At 60.0% G+C, this 19,458-nt stretch carries 18 protein-coding genes; 12 read left to right on the forward strand and 6 right to left on the reverse strand.

The window, feature by feature from the left end; genetic code table 11:
* Positions 1 to 138: 138 nt before the first annotated feature.
* The 11 genes from J4D25_RS22930 to J4D25_RS22980 all read left to right on the forward strand — a co-directional run bounded on the left by J4D25_RS22930 (position 139) and on the right by J4D25_RS22980 (position 11,767).
* Positions 139 to 1,821: an NAD(P)/FAD-dependent oxidoreductase gene (locus J4D25_RS22930; RefSeq protein ID WP_057713046.1), complete on the forward strand. Its 1,683-nt coding sequence runs from the start codon at positions 139 to 141 to the stop codon at positions 1,819 to 1,821.
* 12 nt (positions 1,822 to 1,833) lie between these two features.
* A complete protein-coding gene (locus J4D25_RS22935; protein ID WP_057713045.1) occupies positions 1,834 to 2,628 on the forward strand; it encodes a carbon-nitrogen hydrolase family protein in 795 nt (264 codons plus the stop codon).
* Positions 2,629 to 2,666: 38 nt separating this feature from the next.
* On the forward strand, positions 2,667 to 5,096 hold the full coding sequence (gene pqqF / locus J4D25_RS22940) for a pyrroloquinoline quinone biosynthesis protein PqqF (RefSeq protein WP_057713044.1): 2,430 nt from the start codon (positions 2,667 to 2,669) through the stop codon (positions 5,094 to 5,096).
* A gap of 158 nt (positions 5,097 to 5,254) precedes the next feature.
* Entirely contained in the window at positions 5,255 to 5,329 is a 75-nt protein-coding gene (gene pqqA / locus J4D25_RS22945; protein WP_003444522.1) for a pyrroloquinoline quinone precursor peptide PqqA, read from the forward strand.
* 81 nt (positions 5,330 to 5,410) lie between these two features.
* Positions 5,411 to 6,322 (forward strand): pyrroloquinoline quinone biosynthesis protein PqqB, encoded by a 912-nt coding sequence (gene pqqB, locus J4D25_RS22950; protein WP_057713043.1) that lies wholly within the window; start codon positions 5,411 to 5,413, stop codon positions 6,320 to 6,322.
* A gap of 124 nt (positions 6,323 to 6,446) precedes the next feature.
* Positions 6,447 to 7,199: a pyrroloquinoline-quinone synthase PqqC gene (pqqC, locus tag J4D25_RS22955; RefSeq protein ID WP_007993179.1), complete on the forward strand. Its 753-nt coding sequence runs from the start codon at positions 6,447 to 6,449 to the stop codon at positions 7,197 to 7,199.
* Entirely contained in the window at positions 7,196 to 7,471 is a 276-nt protein-coding gene (gene pqqD, locus J4D25_RS22960; RefSeq protein WP_015097086.1) for a pyrroloquinoline quinone biosynthesis peptide chaperone PqqD, read from the forward strand. The genes pqqC and pqqD overlap by 4 nt, the downstream gene beginning before the upstream one ends.
* A complete protein-coding gene (gene pqqE / locus J4D25_RS22965; RefSeq protein WP_057713042.1) occupies positions 7,443 to 8,615 on the forward strand; it encodes a pyrroloquinoline quinone biosynthesis protein PqqE in 1,173 nt (390 codons plus the stop codon). The genes pqqD and pqqE overlap by 29 nt, the downstream gene beginning before the upstream one ends.
* Positions 8,581 to 10,407: a S9 family peptidase gene (locus tag J4D25_RS22970; RefSeq protein ID WP_057713041.1), complete on the forward strand. Its 1,827-nt coding sequence runs from the start codon at positions 8,581 to 8,583 to the stop codon at positions 10,405 to 10,407. The genes pqqE and J4D25_RS22970 overlap by 35 nt, the downstream gene beginning before the upstream one ends.
* A 160-nt stretch (positions 10,408 to 10,567) precedes the next feature.
* Positions 10,568 to 10,786, forward strand: a complete 219-nt coding sequence (locus tag J4D25_RS22975; protein WP_207253308.1) for a transposase — start codon at positions 10,568 to 10,570, stop codon at positions 10,784 to 10,786.
* A 354-nt stretch (positions 10,787 to 11,140) separates the two neighbouring features.
* Positions 11,141 to 11,767, forward strand: a complete 627-nt coding sequence (locus J4D25_RS22980; RefSeq protein ID WP_207253309.1) for an integrase core domain-containing protein — start codon at positions 11,141 to 11,143, stop codon at positions 11,765 to 11,767.
* Between the two features lie 77 nt (positions 11,768 to 11,844).
* Here the strand turns inward: J4D25_RS22980 and J4D25_RS22985 are convergent, their stop codons facing one another.
* The 4 genes from J4D25_RS22985 to J4D25_RS23000 all read right to left on the reverse strand — a co-directional run bounded on the left by J4D25_RS22985 (position 11,845) and on the right by J4D25_RS23000 (position 14,291).
* On the reverse strand, positions 11,845 to 12,003 hold the full coding sequence (locus J4D25_RS22985) for a YqaE/Pmp3 family membrane protein (protein ID WP_003228885.1): 159 nt from the start codon (positions 12,001 to 12,003) through the stop codon (positions 11,845 to 11,847).
* An 83-nt stretch (positions 12,004 to 12,086) separates the two neighbouring features.
* Entirely contained in the window at positions 12,087 to 12,407 is a 321-nt protein-coding gene (locus J4D25_RS22990) for a DNA-binding transcriptional regulator (protein ID WP_046039442.1), read from the reverse strand.
* Positions 12,400 to 12,756 carry a type II toxin-antitoxin system RelE/ParE family toxin gene (locus J4D25_RS22995; protein ID WP_057713038.1) on the reverse strand — a complete coding sequence of 119 codons (357 nt, stop codon included), beginning with the start codon at positions 12,754 to 12,756 and terminating at the stop codon, positions 12,400 to 12,402. Before J4D25_RS22995 ends, J4D25_RS22990 begins: the two co-directional genes overlap by 8 nt.
* A gap of 251 nt (positions 12,757 to 13,007) precedes the next feature.
* Complete coding sequence (locus tag J4D25_RS23000) at positions 13,008 to 14,291, reverse strand: aspartate aminotransferase family protein (RefSeq protein ID WP_057713037.1); 1,284 nt, start codon at positions 14,289 to 14,291, stop codon at positions 13,008 to 13,010.
* 169 nt (positions 14,292 to 14,460) lie between these two features.
* On the opposite strand from J4D25_RS23000, the gene J4D25_RS23005 reads away from it, so the two are divergent.
* Positions 14,461 to 15,390: a LysR family transcriptional regulator gene (locus tag J4D25_RS23005; RefSeq protein ID WP_057713036.1), complete on the forward strand. Its 930-nt coding sequence runs from the start codon at positions 14,461 to 14,463 to the stop codon at positions 15,388 to 15,390.
* A 227-nt stretch (positions 15,391 to 15,617) separates the two neighbouring features.
* Here J4D25_RS23005 and J4D25_RS23010 read toward each other — a convergent pair whose 3' ends face one another.
* Positions 15,618 to 17,396, reverse strand: a complete 1,779-nt coding sequence (locus tag J4D25_RS23010) for an acyl-CoA dehydrogenase C-terminal domain-containing protein (protein ID WP_057713035.1) — start codon at positions 17,394 to 17,396, stop codon at positions 15,618 to 15,620.
* Positions 17,397 to 17,659: 263 nt separating this feature from the next.
* Positions 17,660 to 19,456, reverse strand: coding sequence for an acyl-CoA dehydrogenase C-terminal domain-containing protein (locus J4D25_RS23015; protein ID WP_057713034.1), 1,797 nt, complete (start codon positions 19,454 to 19,456; stop codon positions 17,660 to 17,662).
* Between the last annotated feature and the right edge of the window lie 2 nt (positions 19,457 to 19,458).

Consider the following 19,458-nt stretch of genomic DNA (forward strand, 5'->3'; position numbering starts at 1 on the left):
ATCGTCACACTGATCAAACCAATAGCAAAATGACAACACTTTGCGTCTTATTAACGTGTTCCGTGCTCTCTAGAATGGCTGGCATCTTTTCCTATACTCAGATGCGCATTGCGCGTCGGGTCGCCAGCAAGGTCAGCCATGAACAAGAACAATCGCCATCCTGCAGACGGTAAGAAACCAGTCACCATTTTTGGCCCGGACTTTCCTTTCGCCTTCGACGACTGGATCGAACACCCGGCCGGGCTGGGCAGTATTCCCGAGCACAATCACGGTGCCGAAGTGGCGATTGTCGGCGGCGGGATCGCCGGCCTGGTGGCGGCGTATGAGTTGATGAAGCTGGGCCTGAAACCGGTCGTCTACGAAGCTTCGAAAATGGGTGGCCGCCTGCGCTCCCAGGCATTCAATGGCGCCGAAGGCATCGTTGCCGAACTGGGCGGGATGCGCTTCCCGGTGTCGTCAACCGCGTTCTATCACTACGTCGACAAACTGGGTCTGGAAACCAAACCTTTCCCCAACCCGCTAACGCCCGCGTCGGGCAGCACGGTGATCGACCTCGAAGGTCAGACCCATTACGCACAGAAGCTGTCGGACCTTCCTGCACTGTTCCAGGAAGTGGCTGACGCCTGGGCCGATGCTCTGGAAGCCGGCTCGCAGTTCTCCGATATCCAGCAAGCCATTCGCGACCGCGACGTCCCGCGCCTCAAGGAGCTGTGGAACACCTTGGTGCCGCTGTGGGACGACCGCACCTTCTACGACTTCGTCGCCACGTCCAAGGCGTTCGCCAAGCTCTCGTTCCATCACCGTGAAGTGTTCGGCCAAGTCGGTTTCGGCACCGGCGGCTGGGATTCGGACTTCCCGAACTCGATGCTGGAAATCTTCCGCGTGGTGATGACCAACTGCGACGACCACCAGCACCTGGTGGTCGGCGGCGTGGAACAGGTGCCACAAGGCATCTGGCGCCATGTGCCGGAGCGTTGCGCGCATTGGCCGGCCGGCACCAGCCTCAGCTCGCTGCACAACGGCGCACCGCGTACCGGCGTGAAGAAGATTGCCCACGCGCCGGGCGGCCGTTTCGCCGTCACCGACAACTGGGGTGACACCCGCGAATACGCGGCCGTGCTGACCACCTGCCAGAGCTGGCTGCTGACCACCCAGATCGAATGCGACGAAACCCTGTTCTCGCAAAAGATGTGGATGGCTTTGGACCGCACCCGCTACATGCAGTCGTCGAAGACTTTCGTGATGGTCGACCGCCCGTTCTGGAAGGACAAGGATCCGGAAACCGGCCGCGACCTGATGAGCATGACCCTCACCGACCGCTTGACCCGTGGCACTTATCTGTTCGACAACGGCGACGACAAGCCGGGGGTGATCTGCCTCTCGTACTCGTGGATGAGCGACGCGCTGAAAATGCTGCCCCAACCGGTGGAAAAACGCGTGAAACTGGCGCTGGATGCACTGAAAAAGATCTACCCGAAAGTCGACATCGCCGCGCGGATCATCGGCGACCCGATCACCGTTTCGTGGGAAGCCGACCCGCATTTCCTCGGCGCGTTCAAAGGCGCCCTGCCCGGCCACTACCGCTACAACCAACGCATGTACGCCCACTTCATGCAGGACGACATGCCAGCCGAACAGCGCGGGATCTTCATCGCCGGTGACGACGTTTCGTGGACACCGGCCTGGGTTGAGGGTGCGGTACAGACCTCGCTCAACGCGGTGTGGGGCATCATGAAACATTTCGGCGGTGCAACTCACGCCGAGAATCCGGGTCCAGGAGATGTGTTCAACGAGATCGGACCGATCGCCCTGCCCGAGTAAGAGGAATCCGAAATGCGCGTAGCCCTTTACCAATGTCCGCCGCTGCCCCTGGATGTCGCCGGCAACCTGCAACGCTTGCAGCAGCTTGCGCTGGAGGCAAAAGGCGCCGATCTGCTGGTGCTGCCGGAGATGTTCCTGACTGGCTACAACATCGGCGTCGATGCCGTCAGCGTGCTGGCGGAGGTGTACAACGGTGAGTCGGCGCAGCAGGTTGCGCGCATTGCCAAGGCTGCCGGGATCGCCATTTTGTATGGCTATCCCGAGCGCACCGAGGACGGACAAATCTACAACGCCGTGCAGTTGATCGACTCTGACGGCGAGCGCGTCTGCAACTACCGCAAAACCCATCTGTTCGGCGATCTGGATCACTCGATGTTCAGCGCAGGTTCCGACGAGTTTCCCATCGTTGAGCTCAACGGCTGGAAGCTCGGTTTCTTGATCTGCTACGACCTGGAATTTCCGGAGAACGCCCGACGCCTGGCCCTGGCCGGTGCCGAGCTGATCCTGGTGCCGACTGCGAACATGATTCCGTTCGATTTCGTCGCCGATGTCACCGTGCGCGCCCGCGCCTTCGAAAACCAGTGCTACGTGGCTTATGCCAATTACTGTGGGCACGAAGGCGACATCCACTACTGCGGCCAGAGCAGCATCGCTGCGCCGGATGGCAGCCGCATCGCTCAGGCGGGACTGGATGAATCGCTGATTGTCGGTGAGCTGGATCGACAGTTGATGGTCGATTCCCGTGCCGCCAATCGCTACCTCCTCGATCGCCGCCCCGAGCTTTACGGCGAGCTGAACAAGTCCTAATCCGCTAGCATTGGCACTTCACTGTTCTGGAAGTGCCCATGCCCGCGCTGAATCACCCTCACCCCCACACTGAAACCCTGGCCAATGGTCTACGGGTGACGCTGCGTCATGCCCCGGATTTAAAGCGTTGCGCAGCAGCGTTGCGGGTCGCCGCGGGCAGCCATGATGTGCCGCTGGCGTGGCCCGGCCTGGCGCACTTTCTTGAGCATCTGCTGTTTCTGGGCACTGAGCGTTTTCCCGCCGGGCAAGGGTTGATGGCCTACGTCCAGAGTCATGGCGGCCAGGTAAACGCGCGGACCGGCGAACGCACCACGGACTACTTTTTCGAACTGCCACCCCAGGCGTTTGCCGGTGGGCTGGAGCGTCTGTCAGACATGCTCGCCCATCCACGTATGAATCCGGACGACCAGCAGCGGGAACGGGAAGTGCTGCAGGCAGAGTTTGTCGCCTGGTCGCAGGATGCCAAGGCGCAGCAGCAATTTGCGCTGTTCAATGGCCTGGCCGAGGCTCATCCACTACGGGGTTTTCATGCCGGCAATCGCGACAGTCTGCCGCTGCAACAACCCGAGTTTCAGCAGGCGCTGCAGGATTTTTATCAGCGGTTTTACCAGACCGGGCAAATGACCTTGAGCCTGGCCGGGCCACAGAGTCTCGTTGAGTTGAAGGCAATGGCCGAAGCCTTTGGCAGTGTCATTGCCAAAGGCCAGACAGCCACTCAACTGCCCCCAGTACCGCTGATGGACGCCTCAACCAACAGTTATCAACAGACTGGCGAGCGACGCCTGGATCTGCTGTTTGCCCTTGAAGTGCTACCCGATTTCTCTGCCGATGCGTTGGCGTTCCTGTGCCACTGGCTGAACCTGGCAAAACCCGGTGGCTTAATGGCGGACCTGCGCGAGCGCGGGCTGGCCGATCACCTCAAAGCCCAGCCGCTGTACCAGTTCGCCGGGCAAGCCTTGCTGCATATCGAATTCACCCTGCCCACCGCAAACTCGGCAACAGGCATCCGCGAACGCTTGATGGACTGGCTCGGTTTCTTTGCCGCGCAAGACTGGAACCAATTGCGTGAAGAGTACGCCACCCTGCTCCAGCGCCAGCAGCAAGTCAGCGGCGCCTTGCAACTGGCCCGACTGGACAGCGAACAACGCGAAGTCGGGTTATCCGAGCCGGGTGTTACCGCCCTCAAGCAAATCCTTCAACAAATCGGCGCTGTGGATAACTTCAGCGGCCCATGGCAATTGCCGGCACCCAACCCGTTCTTGTGCTCCGAAGCACCGGCAGCCAACGCCGGATTGATTCGCGGCCAGACCAGCGCCCACCGAGGCCTGCGCACTTTTGCCCAGGACCGTTCGCGCAGCCGTCGTGAACGTTCGCCGATGCAATTCAGCCAGGCATGGCCGGACAACGGTGCTGAAGGCGCGATTTATCTGCGCTGGCGTCTGGACTCGGCTCCCGGTAGCCACCTTCAATCACGGCTGGAAAACTACCTGCAACCGTTGCGCGAAGACGCGCACCAGGCCGGTGTGGAATTTTCCTTCAGTGCATCGGGCAACGAATGGCTGCTCAAACTGAACGGGCTGCAGGAACCGATGCCCAGCGTCCTGGAGCATGCGCTGAAAGAACTGACAAAACCTGACGCCGCTGTCTCACAAGCCGAATCGACGAGCGTTGCGCCAATACCGATTCGACAACTGCTCAAGGCATTACCCGAATACTGCCTCGGGCAGTCCGCGAACTCGGATGACGTGCAGCCTCTCTGGTCGAGTGCGCGATGGGATGGGCTGGCCATCGGGTTATCGGCTCAGACTCAAGCGGCCATGGGCCTGGCCTTGAGCCGCATACCCGGCACGCCGGACAATCAACTGACGCCGCCCTCTTCGATCCTTGCACGGCATCTGTGGAGCACTGTCGATACCGCCTCCAGCGAGCACGCGTTGCTGCTGTTCTGTCCTGCAGCCACCCCGGAAATGGCCGACGAAGCCGCGTGGCGTTTGCTCGCGCATATCTGCCAGACACCGTTCTACCAACGCCTGCGGGTGGAGTTGCAACTCGGCTATGCGGTGTTCAGCGCCCTGCGGCAGATTCACGGGCAAACCGGGATGCTGTTCGGCGTGCAATCGCCAAGCGTTGCACCTGTGGAGCTGCTGCAACACATCGAGCAATTCCTGAATCGATTGCCGGAACTGATCAACGCACTCGACGACACCACCTTCAATGCTCAACGCCAGGCCCTGGCGGATCAGTTTTGCAGCGCTGCGCTCACCACGGCTCAAGCGGCCGAATTGCTCTGGCAAGGCAAACTGGCCGGCCGCTCGTCGGATTATCTGACGCACTTGCCCGAGGCGATTGTGCGCATTGACCGGACCGTTCTACTGGCTGCGGCCCAACGCCTGAATCAGGCCGAAGGTGGCTGGCTGTGCCTTGCCAACAGCGTTACCCCAGGCGCGCCATGGCAAGCGGCAAAATGATCATTACCGGGGCTGCAAGGAGCTTTCTCAAAGTTTCACGGGCAATTTCTTTGAAATTTTGAGTAACATAGCAACCTAACTATCTGGAACCTCTCTGATTTGAGGTGGACTATACCTATAGATAGCGCTGTCCTACCCTACCTGAAGGAGTTCAATTTATGGCCTGGACCAAACCGGCTTACACCGACCTGCGTATTGGCTTTGAAGTCACCATGTACTTCGCAAGCCGCTAATCTCAGCTTTGGCAGAGATGCAGCACAACGCCTCGGTTATCCGAGGCGTTTTATTTTCAGCGTTGAAATGATGGAGCGTCCATGTTTGTCCAGATTCTAGGTTCCGCTGCCGGCGGCGGCTTCCCCCAGTGGAACTGCAACTGCGTGAACTGCGCGGGCTTTCGCGACGGCAGCCTGCGGGCCAAGGCGCGGACGCAATCGTCCATCGCGATTTCCGATGACGGCGTGAGCTGGGTGCTGTGCAATACTTCCCCGGACATCCGCGCCCAACTCCAGGGCTTCGCCCCGATGCAGCCGGGCCGCGCCCTTCGCGATACCGGGATCGGCGCAATCATCCTGATGGACAGCCAGATCGACCACACCACCGGCCTGCTCATGTTGCGCGAAGGGTGCCCGCATCAGGTCTGGTGCACCGACATGGTCCATGAAGACCTGAGCACCGGATTTCCGCTGTTCACCATGCTCAACCACTGGAATGGCGGGCTGACCTGGAATCGCATCGAACTCGACCAGAGCTTCAGCGTACCGGCATGCCCGAACCTGCGCTTCACCCCGCTGCCGTTGCGCAGTGCCGCGCCGCCGTACTCACCACACCGCTTCGACCCCCATCCGGGCGACAACATCGGCCTGATCGTCGAAGACCTCAACACCGGCGGCAAACTGTTCTACGCACCGGGCCTGGGCAAGGTGGATGCAGGGCTTCTGGAAATCATGGCCGGCAGCGATTGCCTGCTGGTCGATGGAACGTTGTGGGATGACGATGAAATGCAGCGTCGCGGCGTCGGCACCCGCACCGGTCGCGAGATGGGACACCTGGCGCAGAGCGGCCCCGATGGCATGCTCGAAGTGCTTGAGCAATTGCCCAACCAGCGCAAAGTACTTATCCACATCAACAACACCAACCCGATTCTCGATGAAGACTCGCCAGAACGCGCGGAACTGGATCGGCGTCAGGTTGAAGTGGCGTATGACGGCATGAGTATTGTGCTGTAGCGGATGCCCCTATCGCGAGCAAGCTCGCTCCCACAGTTGACCGCATTCCCCTGTGGGAGCGAGCTTGCTCGCGATGAGGCCGGCAGCAGCAACACATATCCTGGTTGTTCCCCGGAGAACCGCAATGACTGACACCCCGATGTCCCCCGCAGAATTCGAAGCGGCCCTGCGCGCCAAGGGCGCCTACTACCACATCCATCACCCCTATCACGTGGCGATGTACGAAGGCCGGGCCACCCGCGAACAGATACAGGGCTGGGTCGCCAACCGTTTCTACTATCAGGTGAACATCCCCCTGAAGGACGCGGCCATTCTGGCTAACTGCCCGGACCGCGAGATCCGCCGCGAGTGGATTCAACGCCTGCTGGACCACGACGGTGCGCCCGGTGAAGACGGCGGCATCGAAGCCTGGCTGCGCCTGGGCCAGGCCGTGGGCCTCGACCCGGACCAACTGCGTTCCCAGGAGCTGGTACTGCCCGGCGTGCGCTTCGCCGTGGACGCCTATGTCAATTTCGCCCGCCGTGCCAGTTGGCAGGAAGCCGCGAGCAGCTCGCTGACCGAACTGTTCGCCCCGCAGATCCACCAATCGCGCCTGGACAGTTGGCCCCAGCACTACCCATGGATCGACCCGGCCGGCTACGAGTATTTCCGCACGCGCCTGGGCCAGGCACGGCGTGATGTCGAGCATGGTCTGGCGATCACGTTGCAGCACTACACCACCCGTGAAGGCCAGGAGCGCATGCTGGAAATTCTCCAGTTCAAACTGGACATTCTTTGGAGCATGCTTGATGCCATGAGCATGGCCTACGAACTGAAACGCCCGCCGTATCACAGCGTGACCGGGGAACGGGTCTGGCACAAAGGAATCACCTTATGAGTTTCGATCGCAGCAAGACCCCGACCTGGCGCCCCGGCTACCGCTTCCAGTACGAACCGGCGCAAAAAGGCCACGTGCTGCTGTACCCGGAAGGCATGATCAAGCTCAACGAAAGTGCCGCGCTGATCGGCGGTTTGATTGATGGTGAACGGGATGTCGCGGCCATCATCAATGAGCTCGACCAACAGTTTCCCGGCGTGCCCGAACTCGGAGACGACATCGAGCAATTCATGGAGGTTGCCCGTGCGCAGCACTGGATCGAACTTGCCTGATTCATCAAGGCAAGTACCGACCAAACCCGAGGTCGGCTTGCCGCTGTGGCTGCTCGCCGAGCTGACCTATCGCTGCCCGCTGCAATGCCCGTACTGCTCCAATCCGCTGGATTTCGCCGAGCAAGGCAAAGAGCTGAGCACCGAGCAGTGGATCAAGGTGTTTCGTGAAGCGCGGGAAATGGGCGCCGCGCAGCTTGGCTTTTCCGGTGGCGAACCGCTGGTGCGTCAGGACCTCGCAGAGCTGATCGTTGAAGCGCGCAAGCTGGGTTTCTATACCAACCTGATCACCTCCGGCATCGGCCTGACCGAACAGAAAATCAGCGACTTCAAGAAGGCCGGCCTGGATCACATCCAGATCAGCTTCCAGGCCAGTGACGAGCAGGTGAACAATCTGCTGGCCGGCTCGAAAAAGGCCTTCGCGCAGAAACTGGAAATGGCCCGGGCGGTGAAGGCCCACGGTTATCCGATGGTGCTGAACTTCGTCACCCATCGGCACAATATCGACCAGATCGACCGCATCATCGAGTTGTGCATCGCACTGGAAGCGGACTTCGTCGAGCTCGCCACCTGCCAGTTCTACGGCTGGGCGCAACTCAATCGCGTTGGGCTTTTGCCGACCAAGGAGCAACTGGTGCGCGCCGAACGCATCACCAACGAATACCGCGCAAAACTGGAAGCCGAAGGGCATCCGTGCAAGCTGATTTTCGTCACGCCGGACTATTACGAAGAACGCCCGAAAGCCTGCATGAACGGCTGGGGCAGTATTTTCCTGACGGTCACGCCAGACGGAACCGCCCTGCCCTGTCACGGTGCCCGACAGATGCCGGTGCAGTTTCCCAACGTGCGCGACCACAGCATGCAGCACATCTGGTACGACTCGTTCGGCTTCAACCGCTTTCGCGGGTACGACTGGATGCCCGAGCCGTGCCGCTCCTGTGACGAGAAAGAAAAAGACTTCGGCGGCTGCCGCTGCCAGGCGTTCATGCTCACCGGTGATGCAAGCAACGCCGACCCGGTATGCAGCAAGTCGCCACAACACGGCGTGATCCTCAAGGCTCGCGAAGAAGCCGGGCACGCGACCCAGACCATCGACCAACTGGCCTTTCGCAATGAACGAAACTCACGCCTCATCGCCAAAAGCTGAACCTTTCAGCGCTGCCAAAGCCGTGGCCGCCGGTATCGACTTTGCCGAACTGCAGGTCGGTCGACAGGGCCTGTTCTGGAACGAATACCGCCCCGAAGACGCTGCGTGCCGGATCTGGCATTGGCGTGACGGCGCAGCGAAATGCCTGACGCCACCGGGGTTCAGCGTGCGTAGTCGGGTGTACGAATATGGCGGTGGAGCGTTTTGTCTGGCGGACGATGGAATCGTTTTCGTCAATGAGGCCGACCAGCAGTTGTATCGGCAATCACTGCAAGACGAAGCGCCCGAAAGGCTGACGTCCGGGGCGTGCCGTTATGGCGATTTACAGTTCGCCAACGGGCAAGTGCTGGCGGTCGAGGAGCACCGCGATCAACACCGATTGGTGGCGATCGATCTGTTGGATGGCGCACGTCACTTGCTGGCCGAGGGTGCTGATTTCTACGCGGCACCGACGCTGAGCCCGGATGCGCGGCGCCTGGCCTGGATCGAGTGGAGTCGCCCGGATCAGCCATGGACAGCGACCCGTTTGATGGTTGCCGAGCGCCTCGCCAACGGCGGCTTTGCCGAGCCCCGTTGTGTGGCGGGCGAAGGCACTCAAGAGTCTGTGCAACAACCGCGGTTTGATGCCGGCGGTCGCCTGTATTGCCTGACGGATCGCGCGGGTTACTGGCAGCCTTGGAAAGAATCTGAAAAAGGCCTGAACCCATTGCCAAGTGCCAGCGCCGACCATGGCCCCGCGCCCTGGCAACTCGGCGGCAGCACCTGGTTGCCGCTGAGCGACAACAGTTATCTGGCCAGTTGGACCGAGGGCGGGTTTGGCCGACTGGGTATAGGCGGCGACGCCAGCGCAGACTTTACCGGCGACTACAGCCGCTTCCGCCATCTCGCCGTGGATGAGCAGTTCATCTATTGCATCGCTGCGTCGCCCGTCAGTTCAACCGCCGTCATCGCCATCGACCGTCAGAGCCGGCAAGTGCAAGTGCTGGCCGGCGGCATCGCACCGCTTGCTCCCGAACAGATCAGCCGCCCGCAAACCTTGCGCTACCCAAGTGGCTCAGGCGAAGCACACGGTTTCTTCTACCCGGCGATGACCGGCGAGGCGAAACCGCCATTGGTGGTGTTCGTCCATGGCGGTCCGACTTCGGCGTGTTACCCGATGCTCGATCCGCGTATCCAGTACTGGGCACAGCGGGGCTTCGCCGTGGCTGATCTCAACTATCGCGGCAGCAGCGGTTATGGCCGGGCCTATCGCCAGGCACTGCACCTGGGCTGGGGTGATGTTGATGTGCAAGATGCCTGCGCCGTGGTCAGTTACCTCAAGCAGCGAGGCTTGATCGACGGCGACCAGGCGTTCATTCGCGGCGGCAGCGCTGGCGGCTACACCAGCCTTTGCGCCTTGGCCTTTCACAACGTGTTCCGCGCCGGCGCTAGCCTGTATGGGGTCAGCGACCCGGTGGCGCTGGGGCGCGCGACCCACAAATTCGAAAGCGACTATCTGGATTGGCTGATCGGCGATCCGCAACTGGATGCCGAACGCTACGCTGCCCGCACGCCGCTGCTGCATGCCGGCAACATCCGCGTGCCGATGATCTTCTTTCAAGGAGAACTGGATGCCGTGGTCGTCCCGCAACAGACCCGCGACATGGTCACGGCACTGCAGGACAAAGGCATCCTGGTCGAAGCGCATTACTACGCCGATGAACGCCATGGCTTTCGCAAGGCCGGTAACCAGGCCCATGCGCTGGAGCAGGAGTGGTTGTTTTATCGGCGGGTGATGGATTCAGTGGACTGAAGCCTGCGTTCATTGCCGAAACGGTAGCGTCCCCTTCGCGGGCAAGCCCGCTCCCACAGGTTCTGCTGCGTGCACAAATCCTGTGGGAGCGGGCTTGAACTGGCCTAATAATTCCGGACACCTCTTAAGGGCGATATGATTTCGCCAACTTGGAGGTTCCATGAACGAAAGAAAGGTCTATTCACGCGAGTTCAAGCTGCATGCTGCCAGCATGGTGCTTGATGATAACTGCCCGGTTCCAGACGTTTGTGCATCGCTGGATATCGGGCCCACCGCTTTACGGCGTTGGGTCGATCAGGTTCGCAAGGAGCGCGAGGGGCAGCCAGTCAAAGGCACCAAGGCGATTACCGAAGATCAGCGGCCAGACCCAGGAAACTAAGGCCAAGATCAAAGCGCATGGAAATGGAAGCCGAGATCTTAAAAAAGGCTACCGCTCTCTGATGTCGGATCCCGATCGTTTTCGATGATTGCGGAACCATAAGAGAGTCGTTCCCGACAGTGTCGTGTGTCGTGTTTTCGATGTGAAGCGCAGCAGCTTTTTACGGAGTGGCTTCAGACGGCGAGCCAAACCGCGGGATCAGCGCGCGCGAAGCTCAAGCTCAAAGTTGGTTGAACTGCACAGCGAAAGCGCCGAAGCCCAGGGCGTCCAGAGCTCTCATGCATCAGCAGAACCTGGCAGGGAGTCCGCAAAACATCGCGAATCGCGAAGACGGCCTTTGTCCGATCGCTTGCCATGAGCGGAGCGCCCAACATTGTCAGTAACAACAACGCCGAGCCGCACCATTCAGCATCCAAGGGAGGTGGCAAGCGGTTCGTGTCGCCCGCCCAAGTACGGTTCTCGAAGCGCAAGCTTCAAAACCGGGCTGCAGGTCGATCAGGTCTGGTGGTCGGTGAAGTGCGCGGTGACCAGCTGATGGTTGGCCGAGGCGCGCTGCGTTCATTCTGGCCATCGTCATCGATTTGTTTCGCTCGCGCGGCGTCATCGGATTGGGCATTTTCACGCCAACTTGGTCAGCCAAGGCCGTACGACATTGGCGGACAAGAGGTTCGAACGTGCCCTGCGGGACTGATGTTTCACTCGGATCAGGGCTGTCAGTACACCAGCCGCAAGTTTCAGGAAGAACTGAAGCGTCGTGACATATTGCAAAGCATGAGCCATCGCGGGCAGTGCTGGGACAACGCTCCAACAGAGCGATTTTTCGGCACGCTGAAATCAGAATGGGTGCCTCGTAGTGGCTACAGCAAGATCGAGGAAGCCAAAACCGATATGGTGCGCTTCTTCATGTACTACAACCGCACCAGGCTCCACAGCTACAACAACTATCTGTCGCCAATAGCCATGGAGCAAAAAGCGGCATAAACACCGTAACCGGTGTCCGGGATTACTTGACCAGTTCAGCTTGCCCGCGAAAGCGATCGATCTAACGCCGCAAAAATTCAGCGCTTGGCGATGATGTACACCGCATGCACGATCCCCGGAATGTAACCGCACAACGTCAGCAGAATATTCAGCCAGAACGCCCCGCCGAATCCTACTTGCAGAAACACACCCAGTGGCGGCAACAGGATGGCGATGATGATGCGAATAAAGTCCATGGGACAGCTCCTGATTGGGGGTGGACTCGTCGAGCCCTACAGCTAATCGACCTGTGCCGTTTGTCAGGGTTCAGCCCGATTCCTCAGGCCAGTATCTCCAGACCGTGTTTGCGCACGATACTCAGCAACTTCAACGCCATGCCACTGGGGTGCTTATCCCCTGCTTCCCATTGCTTGACCGTGGAAGCACTGGTGTTCAGGTAGCGCGCGAACACCGGTTGGCTGACATTGTTGCGCTCGCGCAGTGCCTTGATCTCCTGCGCGGGAATCGCATCCGGCACTCTTGCAAGACAGGACTCATCGAACTCACGCATGGTCGCCTTACTGATTGCACCTATGGCGTACAAGGCACTGGCCGATTCGTGGATCGACTCCGATAGCTCACTTTTGAATTTTTTACTCATTTAGTATCTCCACAAACTCCTTTGCATCCAGCAATTGCTGAATTTCCATTTCGGTCAGTCCACCATATGTCTTGGCCAACTCTCGCAAGTCGAGCAAATGCCTGGGACTGATATTGCTCTGATCTTTTTTTGCGTACAGAAACTGATAGACCCAATGAGCACCGCCCCTGGCCAGGATAATCGAGCGATGGCGGTTGGCATTCAAGCGCTTCTTCCAGACCCCGCCACCCAAATTGTCAGCCTGACCATTGAGCATTTCGGTGAATGCCTCCCTGAGCTCGTCATCACCGATCCAGGCCTTGGCAGCCTGCATTGCGAAGCGCTTTGTCTTGAACAGCCTTGGTGACATGGGCATCCCTTCCATAAAACATACCACTCAGTGGTATAGGAATCAAAACCAACGCGACAGCAACACCGTTTCGCTGGCACCGGCACTCCCTGCCGATGCACGCTAGAAAGCCATTAATGTGTTAACCGCTCAAGCCGAAACTGCCTTTGGAAAAAACCGGCCACAAAAAAACGCCCCACGCCAAAAGTATCGGGCGTGGGGCGTGCGTATTACCGCGAGACGGTTCTGGAATGTGTACAGGGCGCGCCTGATCAGACGGCAATCCCTTTGCGGCACTGCAATTGTGCGGTGCGCACTCGGGAGAAGGCGCGCGCCAGGCGCAGGAGCATTTCATCGATGTTGGCGTTGCTGACATTTAGCGCAGGGGTAAAGCGCAGGCAGTCGGCTTGCGGGGCATTGAGCAGCAAGCCTTCGTACAGCGCGGCCTTGACCACCGCGTCAGCGGAGTCGTCCGACAGCGTCAGCCCCCAAAGCAACCCTTGTCCGCGCAACTCGCCGTGACCGTAACGATGGGCCAAACGCCCTAACCCTTCACGCAGGTGTTGACCGGCCTCTGCGACGTGCTTGAGGAAAGCCTTGTCCTGCACGGTATCGAGCACCGAAAGCCCCGCCGCGGTCATCAACGCATTACCGTGATGAGTACCCGCCAACTCGCCAATGTCGAAACAGCAAGCCTTGCCCCGCGCCAGCAGCGCGGCCAATGGCACGCCGCCGCCCAAGCCTTTGCCGAGCACTACGATATCCGCCGTGACGCCGCAGGACTGTTCCGCGAGCAAGGAGCCACAACGGCCGATGCCGGTTTGCACTTCGTCGAAGATCAGCAAAATGCCGAGTTCACGGCACAGGCGTTCAACGCCCTTGAGATAGTGCACGGTGGCCGGGACCACGCCGGCTTCGCTCTGGATCGGCTCGAGCATGATCGCTACGGTCCGTTCATCCACGGCCGCATGCAACGCTGGCAGGTCATTGAACGGAACACGACTGAAGCCTGGCAATTGCGGCTCGAACCGGTTGGCCAATGTCGAACTGTCCGACGCCGAAATCGTCGCCAGGCTCCGGCCGTGGCAACCGTTGTTGGCCACAATGATTCGCGACGCACCGCCGCGATGCCGTTGACCCCATTTACGCGCCAGTTTGATCGCCGCCTCGCAGGCTTCGCTGCCGGTATTGAGCAGGTAGGCCTGATCACTGCCGGTGCTGGCACACAAATGTTCGGCAAGGCTGAGCATGCCGCGGTTATGCAGGCCAAAACCCGGGTTGATCAGCGACTGAGCCTGGGCTGTGATTGCATTGACCAGTACCGAAGGGCTATGACCGAGGCTGTTGGCCCCGCCGCCCTGGGAAAAATCCAGGTACGCACGATCATCGCTGTCCCACAACCATGAACCCTGGCCACGCACAAACACCTGTTTTGGCCGCTCGACACTGGGCATCAAGTACTCGCTGGAAAGGTTAACGCCTTGGGATGGCAGGGAGGCGTCCATGACCAGATCATCAAGACTGGGAGGACTGCGGCGCAGACTGAACAGATTCATCTGAAAAAAAACCTTTTGAGGTTTTTTGCCTTACCTATGTAAATACCATCGAAGCAAAGGGTATTCATCGCGCTCTGTGGCCCTGTAAGCCCTGTGAATGCGGTTAGACTAGGCTCAGGCGAGGCGTTCAGCCATTTCGATTTCCCAGCATTTTCGATAAGTAATACTTATGGATTTCAAGCAACTGCGTTATTTCGTCGCGGTCTATGAAGAAGGCCACGTGGGCCGGGCCGCCGAGCGCCTGTCCATCTCCCAGCCGGCGCTGTCCCAGCAAATCCGCCACCTCGAGCAAAACCTCGATGTGAGCCTGTTCGAGCGCAGCAGCAAACGCCTGTTGCCGACCCTCGCAGCCCATACGCTGTACAACCACGCCCTGCCTTTGCTCGATGGCCTGCAACGGGCACGGGAAGCGCTCGGCAACTTCAAGGGTCAGGCGCTGCGCACCCTGGCCATCGGTGTATTGCAGACCGTGCACACCAGCCTCGTTCCGCAGATGCTCGAGCGGGTGCGCAAGGCGCAGCCGCATCTGGTGGTGCAGATCTACGAACTGACCGGCCTGGAAATCGAGCGGCGACTGCTCAACGGTTCTCTGGATATCGGCATCAGCTACCTGCCACCCCGCCAGCCTGGCTTGCATGGCGTGATGCTGTACGAAGACGAACTGACCCTGGTCATCCCGGCAGAGCATCCGCTGCGTGAATTCAAGAAAGTGTCCATGAGTCAGGCTGCCGAACTGCCGATGCTGCTGCTGGGCGAAGAGTTTCAGATCAGGCAGATCTGGCAGGCACAGCTGACAAGCCTCGGACGTCGCCCACAGGTGCAAGCCGAATTGAACAACATGGCTGGCATCCTCGACAGCCTGCCCCACACGCGCCTGGCGACGGTACTGCCCGGTCGTTCGCAAAAGACCCATGGCAACCACGAACTGCTGTGGAAACCCTTGAGCGAACCGCGAGTGCCGCTGAAAGTCGGTTTGGTGTGTCGGGATGTGCAACGGCAGCAGGCCTCGCTGGCATTGCTGCGGACATTGCTGGAAGAAGTGATAAATGGCCCGGACGGGCGCTTGAACAGCGCGCAGGCTCTGGATGGGCCAAGCTGAAAACTTTTCTTCAGGCAAAAGAAAACCCCGCCGAAGCGGGGCTTTGCAGACTGTTTCCCTGACATCCATTTCACTCCGCCGTCCTGGCAGAATCCTACGTGTCCCTGTTGTTGCTTTGCGCTTCCTGCGCTACGTCCATGAGAAGTAGATTAGCTCTGGATCCAATTTGCATCTATGGGAGAACAGCAGCACGTTATGTAAGAGAATGCTTACATAACGTTACTTCATCAGAATTGTCCCGCATCCAGCAGGAACAACGATTCGCTACCGGCCTTCACCGACGCGCTCAACGAGTGAATGCGCGGCAGCAGGCGGGCAAAATAGAAGCGCGCCGTGCCCAGTTTGCTGGCGTAGAAATCGTCTTGCGCTTCCTTGCCGAATGCCGCCTTGGCCATCAGGGCCCACATGTAGGCGTAGGCCACGTAGCCGAACACCTGCAGATACTCGACCGACGCCGCGCCGATTTCGTTCGGATTGCTCTTCGCCCGGTCCAGCAACCACGCAGTCAGTTCATCGAGGGAAGTCACGGCGTCGTTCAGCGGCTTGGTGAACTCCGCGAGGTCCGCGCTGGCGGTCGCTGTGAAGTGGCGAATCTCGTCGGCGAACAGGTTGTAGAACGCCCCGCCGCTGCCGACAATCTTGCGCCCAACCAGGTCCAGCGCCTGGATGCCGTTGGTGCCTTCGTAGATCTGGGTGATGCGCACGTCACGCACCAGTTGCTCCTGGCCCCACTCACGGATGTAACCGTGGCCGCCGAAGATCTGCTGGCCGTGTACGGTGGTTTCCAGGCCGAGGTCGGTCAGGAACGCCTTGGCCACGGGGGTCAGCAACGCCACCAGGTCTTCCGCGCGCTTGCGGGTGGCGGCGTCTTCGCTGAACTTGGCGGTGTCCAGTTGCATCGCCACGTAGGTGGAGAACGCACGCCCCCCTTCGTTCGAGGCTTTCATGGTCAGCAGCATGCGCCGCACGTCCGGGTGGACGATGATCGGGTCAGCCACTTTGTCCTTGTTCTGCGCGCCGGTCGGCGAACGGCTTTGCAGACGGTCGCGGGCGTATTCCACGGCGTTCTGGTACGAGCGCTCGCCCGTGGCCAGGCCCTGGATACCAACGCCCAGACGCTCGTAGTTCATCATGGTGAACATCGCCGCCAGGCCTTTGTTCGGCTCGCCGACCAGGTAACCCACGGCTTCATCAAAGTTCATCACGCAGGTGGCGGACGCCTGGATGCCCATCTTGTGCTCGATCGAACCGCAGTTGGCCGGGTTGCGCGCACCCAGGCTGCCATCGGCATTGACCATGAACTTCGGCACCAGGAACAGCGAAATGCCTTTCGGCCCCGCCGGTGCATCCGGCAGCTTGGCCAGCACCAGGTGGATGATGTTTTCGGTCAGGTCGTGTTCGCCACCGGTGATGAAGATCTTGGTGCCGCTGACCTTGTAGGAACCGTCGGCCTGAGGCTCGGCCTTGGTGCGGATGATCCCCAGGTCGGTACCGGCGTGGGGTTCGGTCAGGCACATGGAACCGGCCCAGACGCCGGCGTACATGTTCGGCAGGTACGCGGCTTTCAGTTCTTCGCTGGCGTGGGCGTTGATCGACAGGCAAGCACCGGCGGTCAGCATCGGGTACAGGCCGAACGACAGGCTGGCGGAGTTGACCATTTCCTCGACCTGGGCCGAAACGGCTTTGGGCATGCCCATGCCGCCATAGGACGGATCACCACCGACACCGACCCAGCCGCCTTCCGCGTAGGTCTGATAGGCCTGCGGGAAACCTGCCGGCGTGGTGACGGCACCGTCCGCCCAATGGCAACCTTCTTCGTCAGCGGCACGGCTCAGCGGTGCGATGCTTTTGCTGGTGACTTTGCCGGCTTCTTCCAGGATGGCTTCGACGGTTTCTGCATCGACGGTTTCGGCCAGTGCAGGCAGTTCAGCCCAGAGTTTGGCGACCTCGAACACTTCATTGAGGACGAAGCGCATATCGCGCAGGGGCGCTTTGTAGTCAGCCATGGCAAACCTCGCAAGATCTATACAGGTGATTCACAGGAAGAGTGTTTTCGTTGGGTCGGAGTGTACCTCAACAACTTTTGCGACACATAGGGTCAACTCATGACCATTTTGTTATTTTTAGTCATTGCCGTAGGCGGGAGTGAACGGATGAAACTGTAGGAGCGAGCTCGCTCGCGAAAAACCCCAAGGCGCCACTGGGCATCTGGTTTTACGCGTTATCGTTCACGACCATCGCGAGCAAGCTCGCTCCTACAGGGTAGGTGTCAGAGCGCAAATAGCTCCGCCGGCAGTTGCATCAGGCAATCGCTACCTGCTTCGACGGCCGCCCGATGAGCGGCAGTGCGTGGCAACAGACGCTTGAAGTAAAACTCGTTGGTCGCCAGTTTGGCCCGGCAAAAGTCACCATCACCGCTGCCCGCATCGAGCTGCGCCTGAGCCACCAGTGCCATGCGCAACCACAGGTAGCCGAGGATGATGTAACCGCTGTACATCAGGTAATCCACCGACGCAGCACCGACTTCGTCCGGGTTTTTCATCGCCGCCATACCGACCCTGGTGGTCAATTCACCCCACTGCTGGTTCAGTTGATTGAGCTGCGCCACATACCCGGCCAGTTGTGGATGTTCGGCGTTCGCCGCGCAGAACTTGTGGACGATTTTGGTGAAGCCGCGCAGCAGCTTGCCCTGACTGCCGAGTACCTTGCGCCCGAGCAGGTCCAGCGCCTGAATGCCGTTGGTGCCCTCATAGATCGGCGCGATCCGGCAGTCACGGACCAGTTGCTCCATACCCCATTCGCGAATGAAGCCGTGGCCGCCAAACACCTGCATGCCATGGTTGGTCACCTCCAGCCCGGTGTCGGTCATGAAGGCTTTGCAGATTGGCGTGAGGAACGCCAGCAAGTCTTCGGCATCCCGGCGCGCCGTTTCGTCCGGGCTCAGGTGTGCAACGTCGAGCAACTGTGCGGTGAAGTAGGTCAGCGCGCGGTTGCCCTCGTTGAAGGCTTTCATGGTCAACAACATCCGCCGCACATCAGGGTGCACGATGATCGGGTCGGCGACCTTTTCCGGCGCTTTCGGGCCGGTCAGCGAGCGCATCTGCAAACGGTCGTTGGCGTATTTGATCGCGCCCTGGAAGCTCGCCTCCCCCAGACACAGCCCTTGCATGCCGGTGCCCAGTCGCGCGTGGTTCATCATGGTGAACATGCAGTTGAGGCCCTTGTTCGGCTCGCCGATCAGGAAGCCCTTGGCCTCGTCGAAGTTCAGCACGCAGGTAGCCGAAGCCTTGATGCCCATTTTGTGTTCGATCGAGCCGCAAGACACGCCGTTGCGCTCACCCGCTTCCCCCGTCGCATCAGGCAGGTACTTGGGCACGATGAACAGTGAAATGCCCTTGGTTCCGGCCGGTGCGTCCGGCAATTTGGCCAGCACCAGGTGAATGATGTTGGCGCTCATGTCGTGCTCGCCGGCGGAGATGAAGATCTTGCTGCCGGAGATCGCGTAGCTGCCATCGGCCGCAGGCACGGCGCGGGTCTTGATGATGCCCAGGTCGGTGCCGCAATGGGCTTCGGTCAGGCACATGGTGCCGGTCCATTGGCCAGCGGTGAGCTTCTTCAAATAGGTCTTCTTTTGCGCCTCGGTACCATGGGCATGGATCGCCGACATCGCACCGTGGGTCAGACCGGGGTACATGCCCCATGAGGTGTTGCTGGAAGCCACCATCTCGCTGATCACCAGGCCCAGAGAGATCGGCAACCCTTGACCGCCGTAAACCGGATCCGCCGCCAGGCCATGCCAGCCGCCCTCGACATATTGGGCGAATGCCTGCTTGAAGCCCGCGGGCGTCGTGACCACGCCATTGTCGAAATGGCAGCCTTCTTCATCGCCACTGCGGTTCAGCGGCGACAGTACGTTTTCGCAGAACTTCGCCCCTTCTTCGAGGATCGCATTGACCATGTCCGGGCTGGCATCGGTGGCCCCCAGCGCGGCGTAGTTGCTGTGAAAGTCGAAGACGTGGTCGATCAGAAAGCGCATGTCGCGCAAGGGAGCTTTGTACTCGGGCATGG

This window comes from Pseudomonas sp. GW456-L13 (genome assembly GCF_017350115.1).
Taxonomy (GTDB): domain Bacteria; phylum Pseudomonadota; class Gammaproteobacteria; order Pseudomonadales; family Pseudomonadaceae; genus Aquipseudomonas; species Aquipseudomonas jessenii.

Excerpts from the sequence above, each read along its gene's own strand:
- J4D25_RS22930 (WP_057713046.1), top strand. The coding sequence starts at position 139 with ATGAACAAGAACAATCGCCATCCTGCAGACGGTAAGAAACCAGTCACC.
- J4D25_RS22935 (WP_057713045.1), top strand. The coding sequence starts at position 1,834 with ATGCGCGTAGCCCTTTACCAATGTCCGCCGCTGCCCCTGGATGTCGCC.
- pqqF (WP_057713044.1), top strand. The coding sequence starts at position 2,667 with ATGCCCGCGCTGAATCACCCTCACCCCCACACTGAAACCCTGGCCAAT.
- pqqB (WP_057713043.1), top strand. The coding sequence starts at position 5,411 with ATGTTTGTCCAGATTCTAGGTTCCGCTGCCGGCGGCGGCTTCCCCCAG.
- pqqC (WP_007993179.1), top strand. The coding sequence starts at position 6,447 with ATGACTGACACCCCGATGTCCCCCGCAGAATTCGAAGCGGCCCTGCGC.
- pqqD (WP_015097086.1), top strand. The coding sequence starts at position 7,196 with ATGAGTTTCGATCGCAGCAAGACCCCGACCTGGCGCCCCGGCTACCGC.
- J4D25_RS22970 (WP_057713041.1), top strand. The coding sequence starts at position 8,581 with ATGAACGAAACTCACGCCTCATCGCCAAAAGCTGAACCTTTCAGCGCT.
- J4D25_RS22975 (WP_207253308.1), top strand. The coding sequence starts at position 10,568 with ATGAACGAAAGAAAGGTCTATTCACGCGAGTTCAAGCTGCATGCTGCC.
- J4D25_RS22980 (WP_207253309.1), top strand. The coding sequence starts at position 11,141 with ATGAGCGGAGCGCCCAACATTGTCAGTAACAACAACGCCGAGCCGCAC.
- J4D25_RS22985 (WP_003228885.1), bottom strand. The coding sequence starts at position 12,003 with ATGGACTTTATTCGCATCATCATCGCCATCCTGTTGCCGCCACTGGGT.
- J4D25_RS22990 (WP_046039442.1), bottom strand. The coding sequence starts at position 12,407 with ATGAGTAAAAAATTCAAAAGTGAGCTATCGGAGTCGATCCACGAATCG.
- J4D25_RS22995 (WP_057713038.1), bottom strand. The coding sequence starts at position 12,756 with ATGTCACCAAGGCTGTTCAAGACAAAGCGCTTCGCAATGCAGGCTGCC.
- J4D25_RS23000 (WP_057713037.1), bottom strand. The coding sequence starts at position 14,291 with ATGAATCTGTTCAGTCTGCGCCGCAGTCCTCCCAGTCTTGATGATCTG.
- J4D25_RS23005 (WP_057713036.1), top strand. The coding sequence starts at position 14,461 with ATGGATTTCAAGCAACTGCGTTATTTCGTCGCGGTCTATGAAGAAGGC.
- J4D25_RS23010 (WP_057713035.1), bottom strand. The coding sequence starts at position 17,396 with ATGGCTGACTACAAAGCGCCCCTGCGCGATATGCGCTTCGTCCTCAAT.
- J4D25_RS23015 (WP_057713034.1), bottom strand. The coding sequence starts at position 19,456 with ATGCCCGAGTACAAAGCTCCCTTGCGCGACATGCGCTTTCTGATCGAC.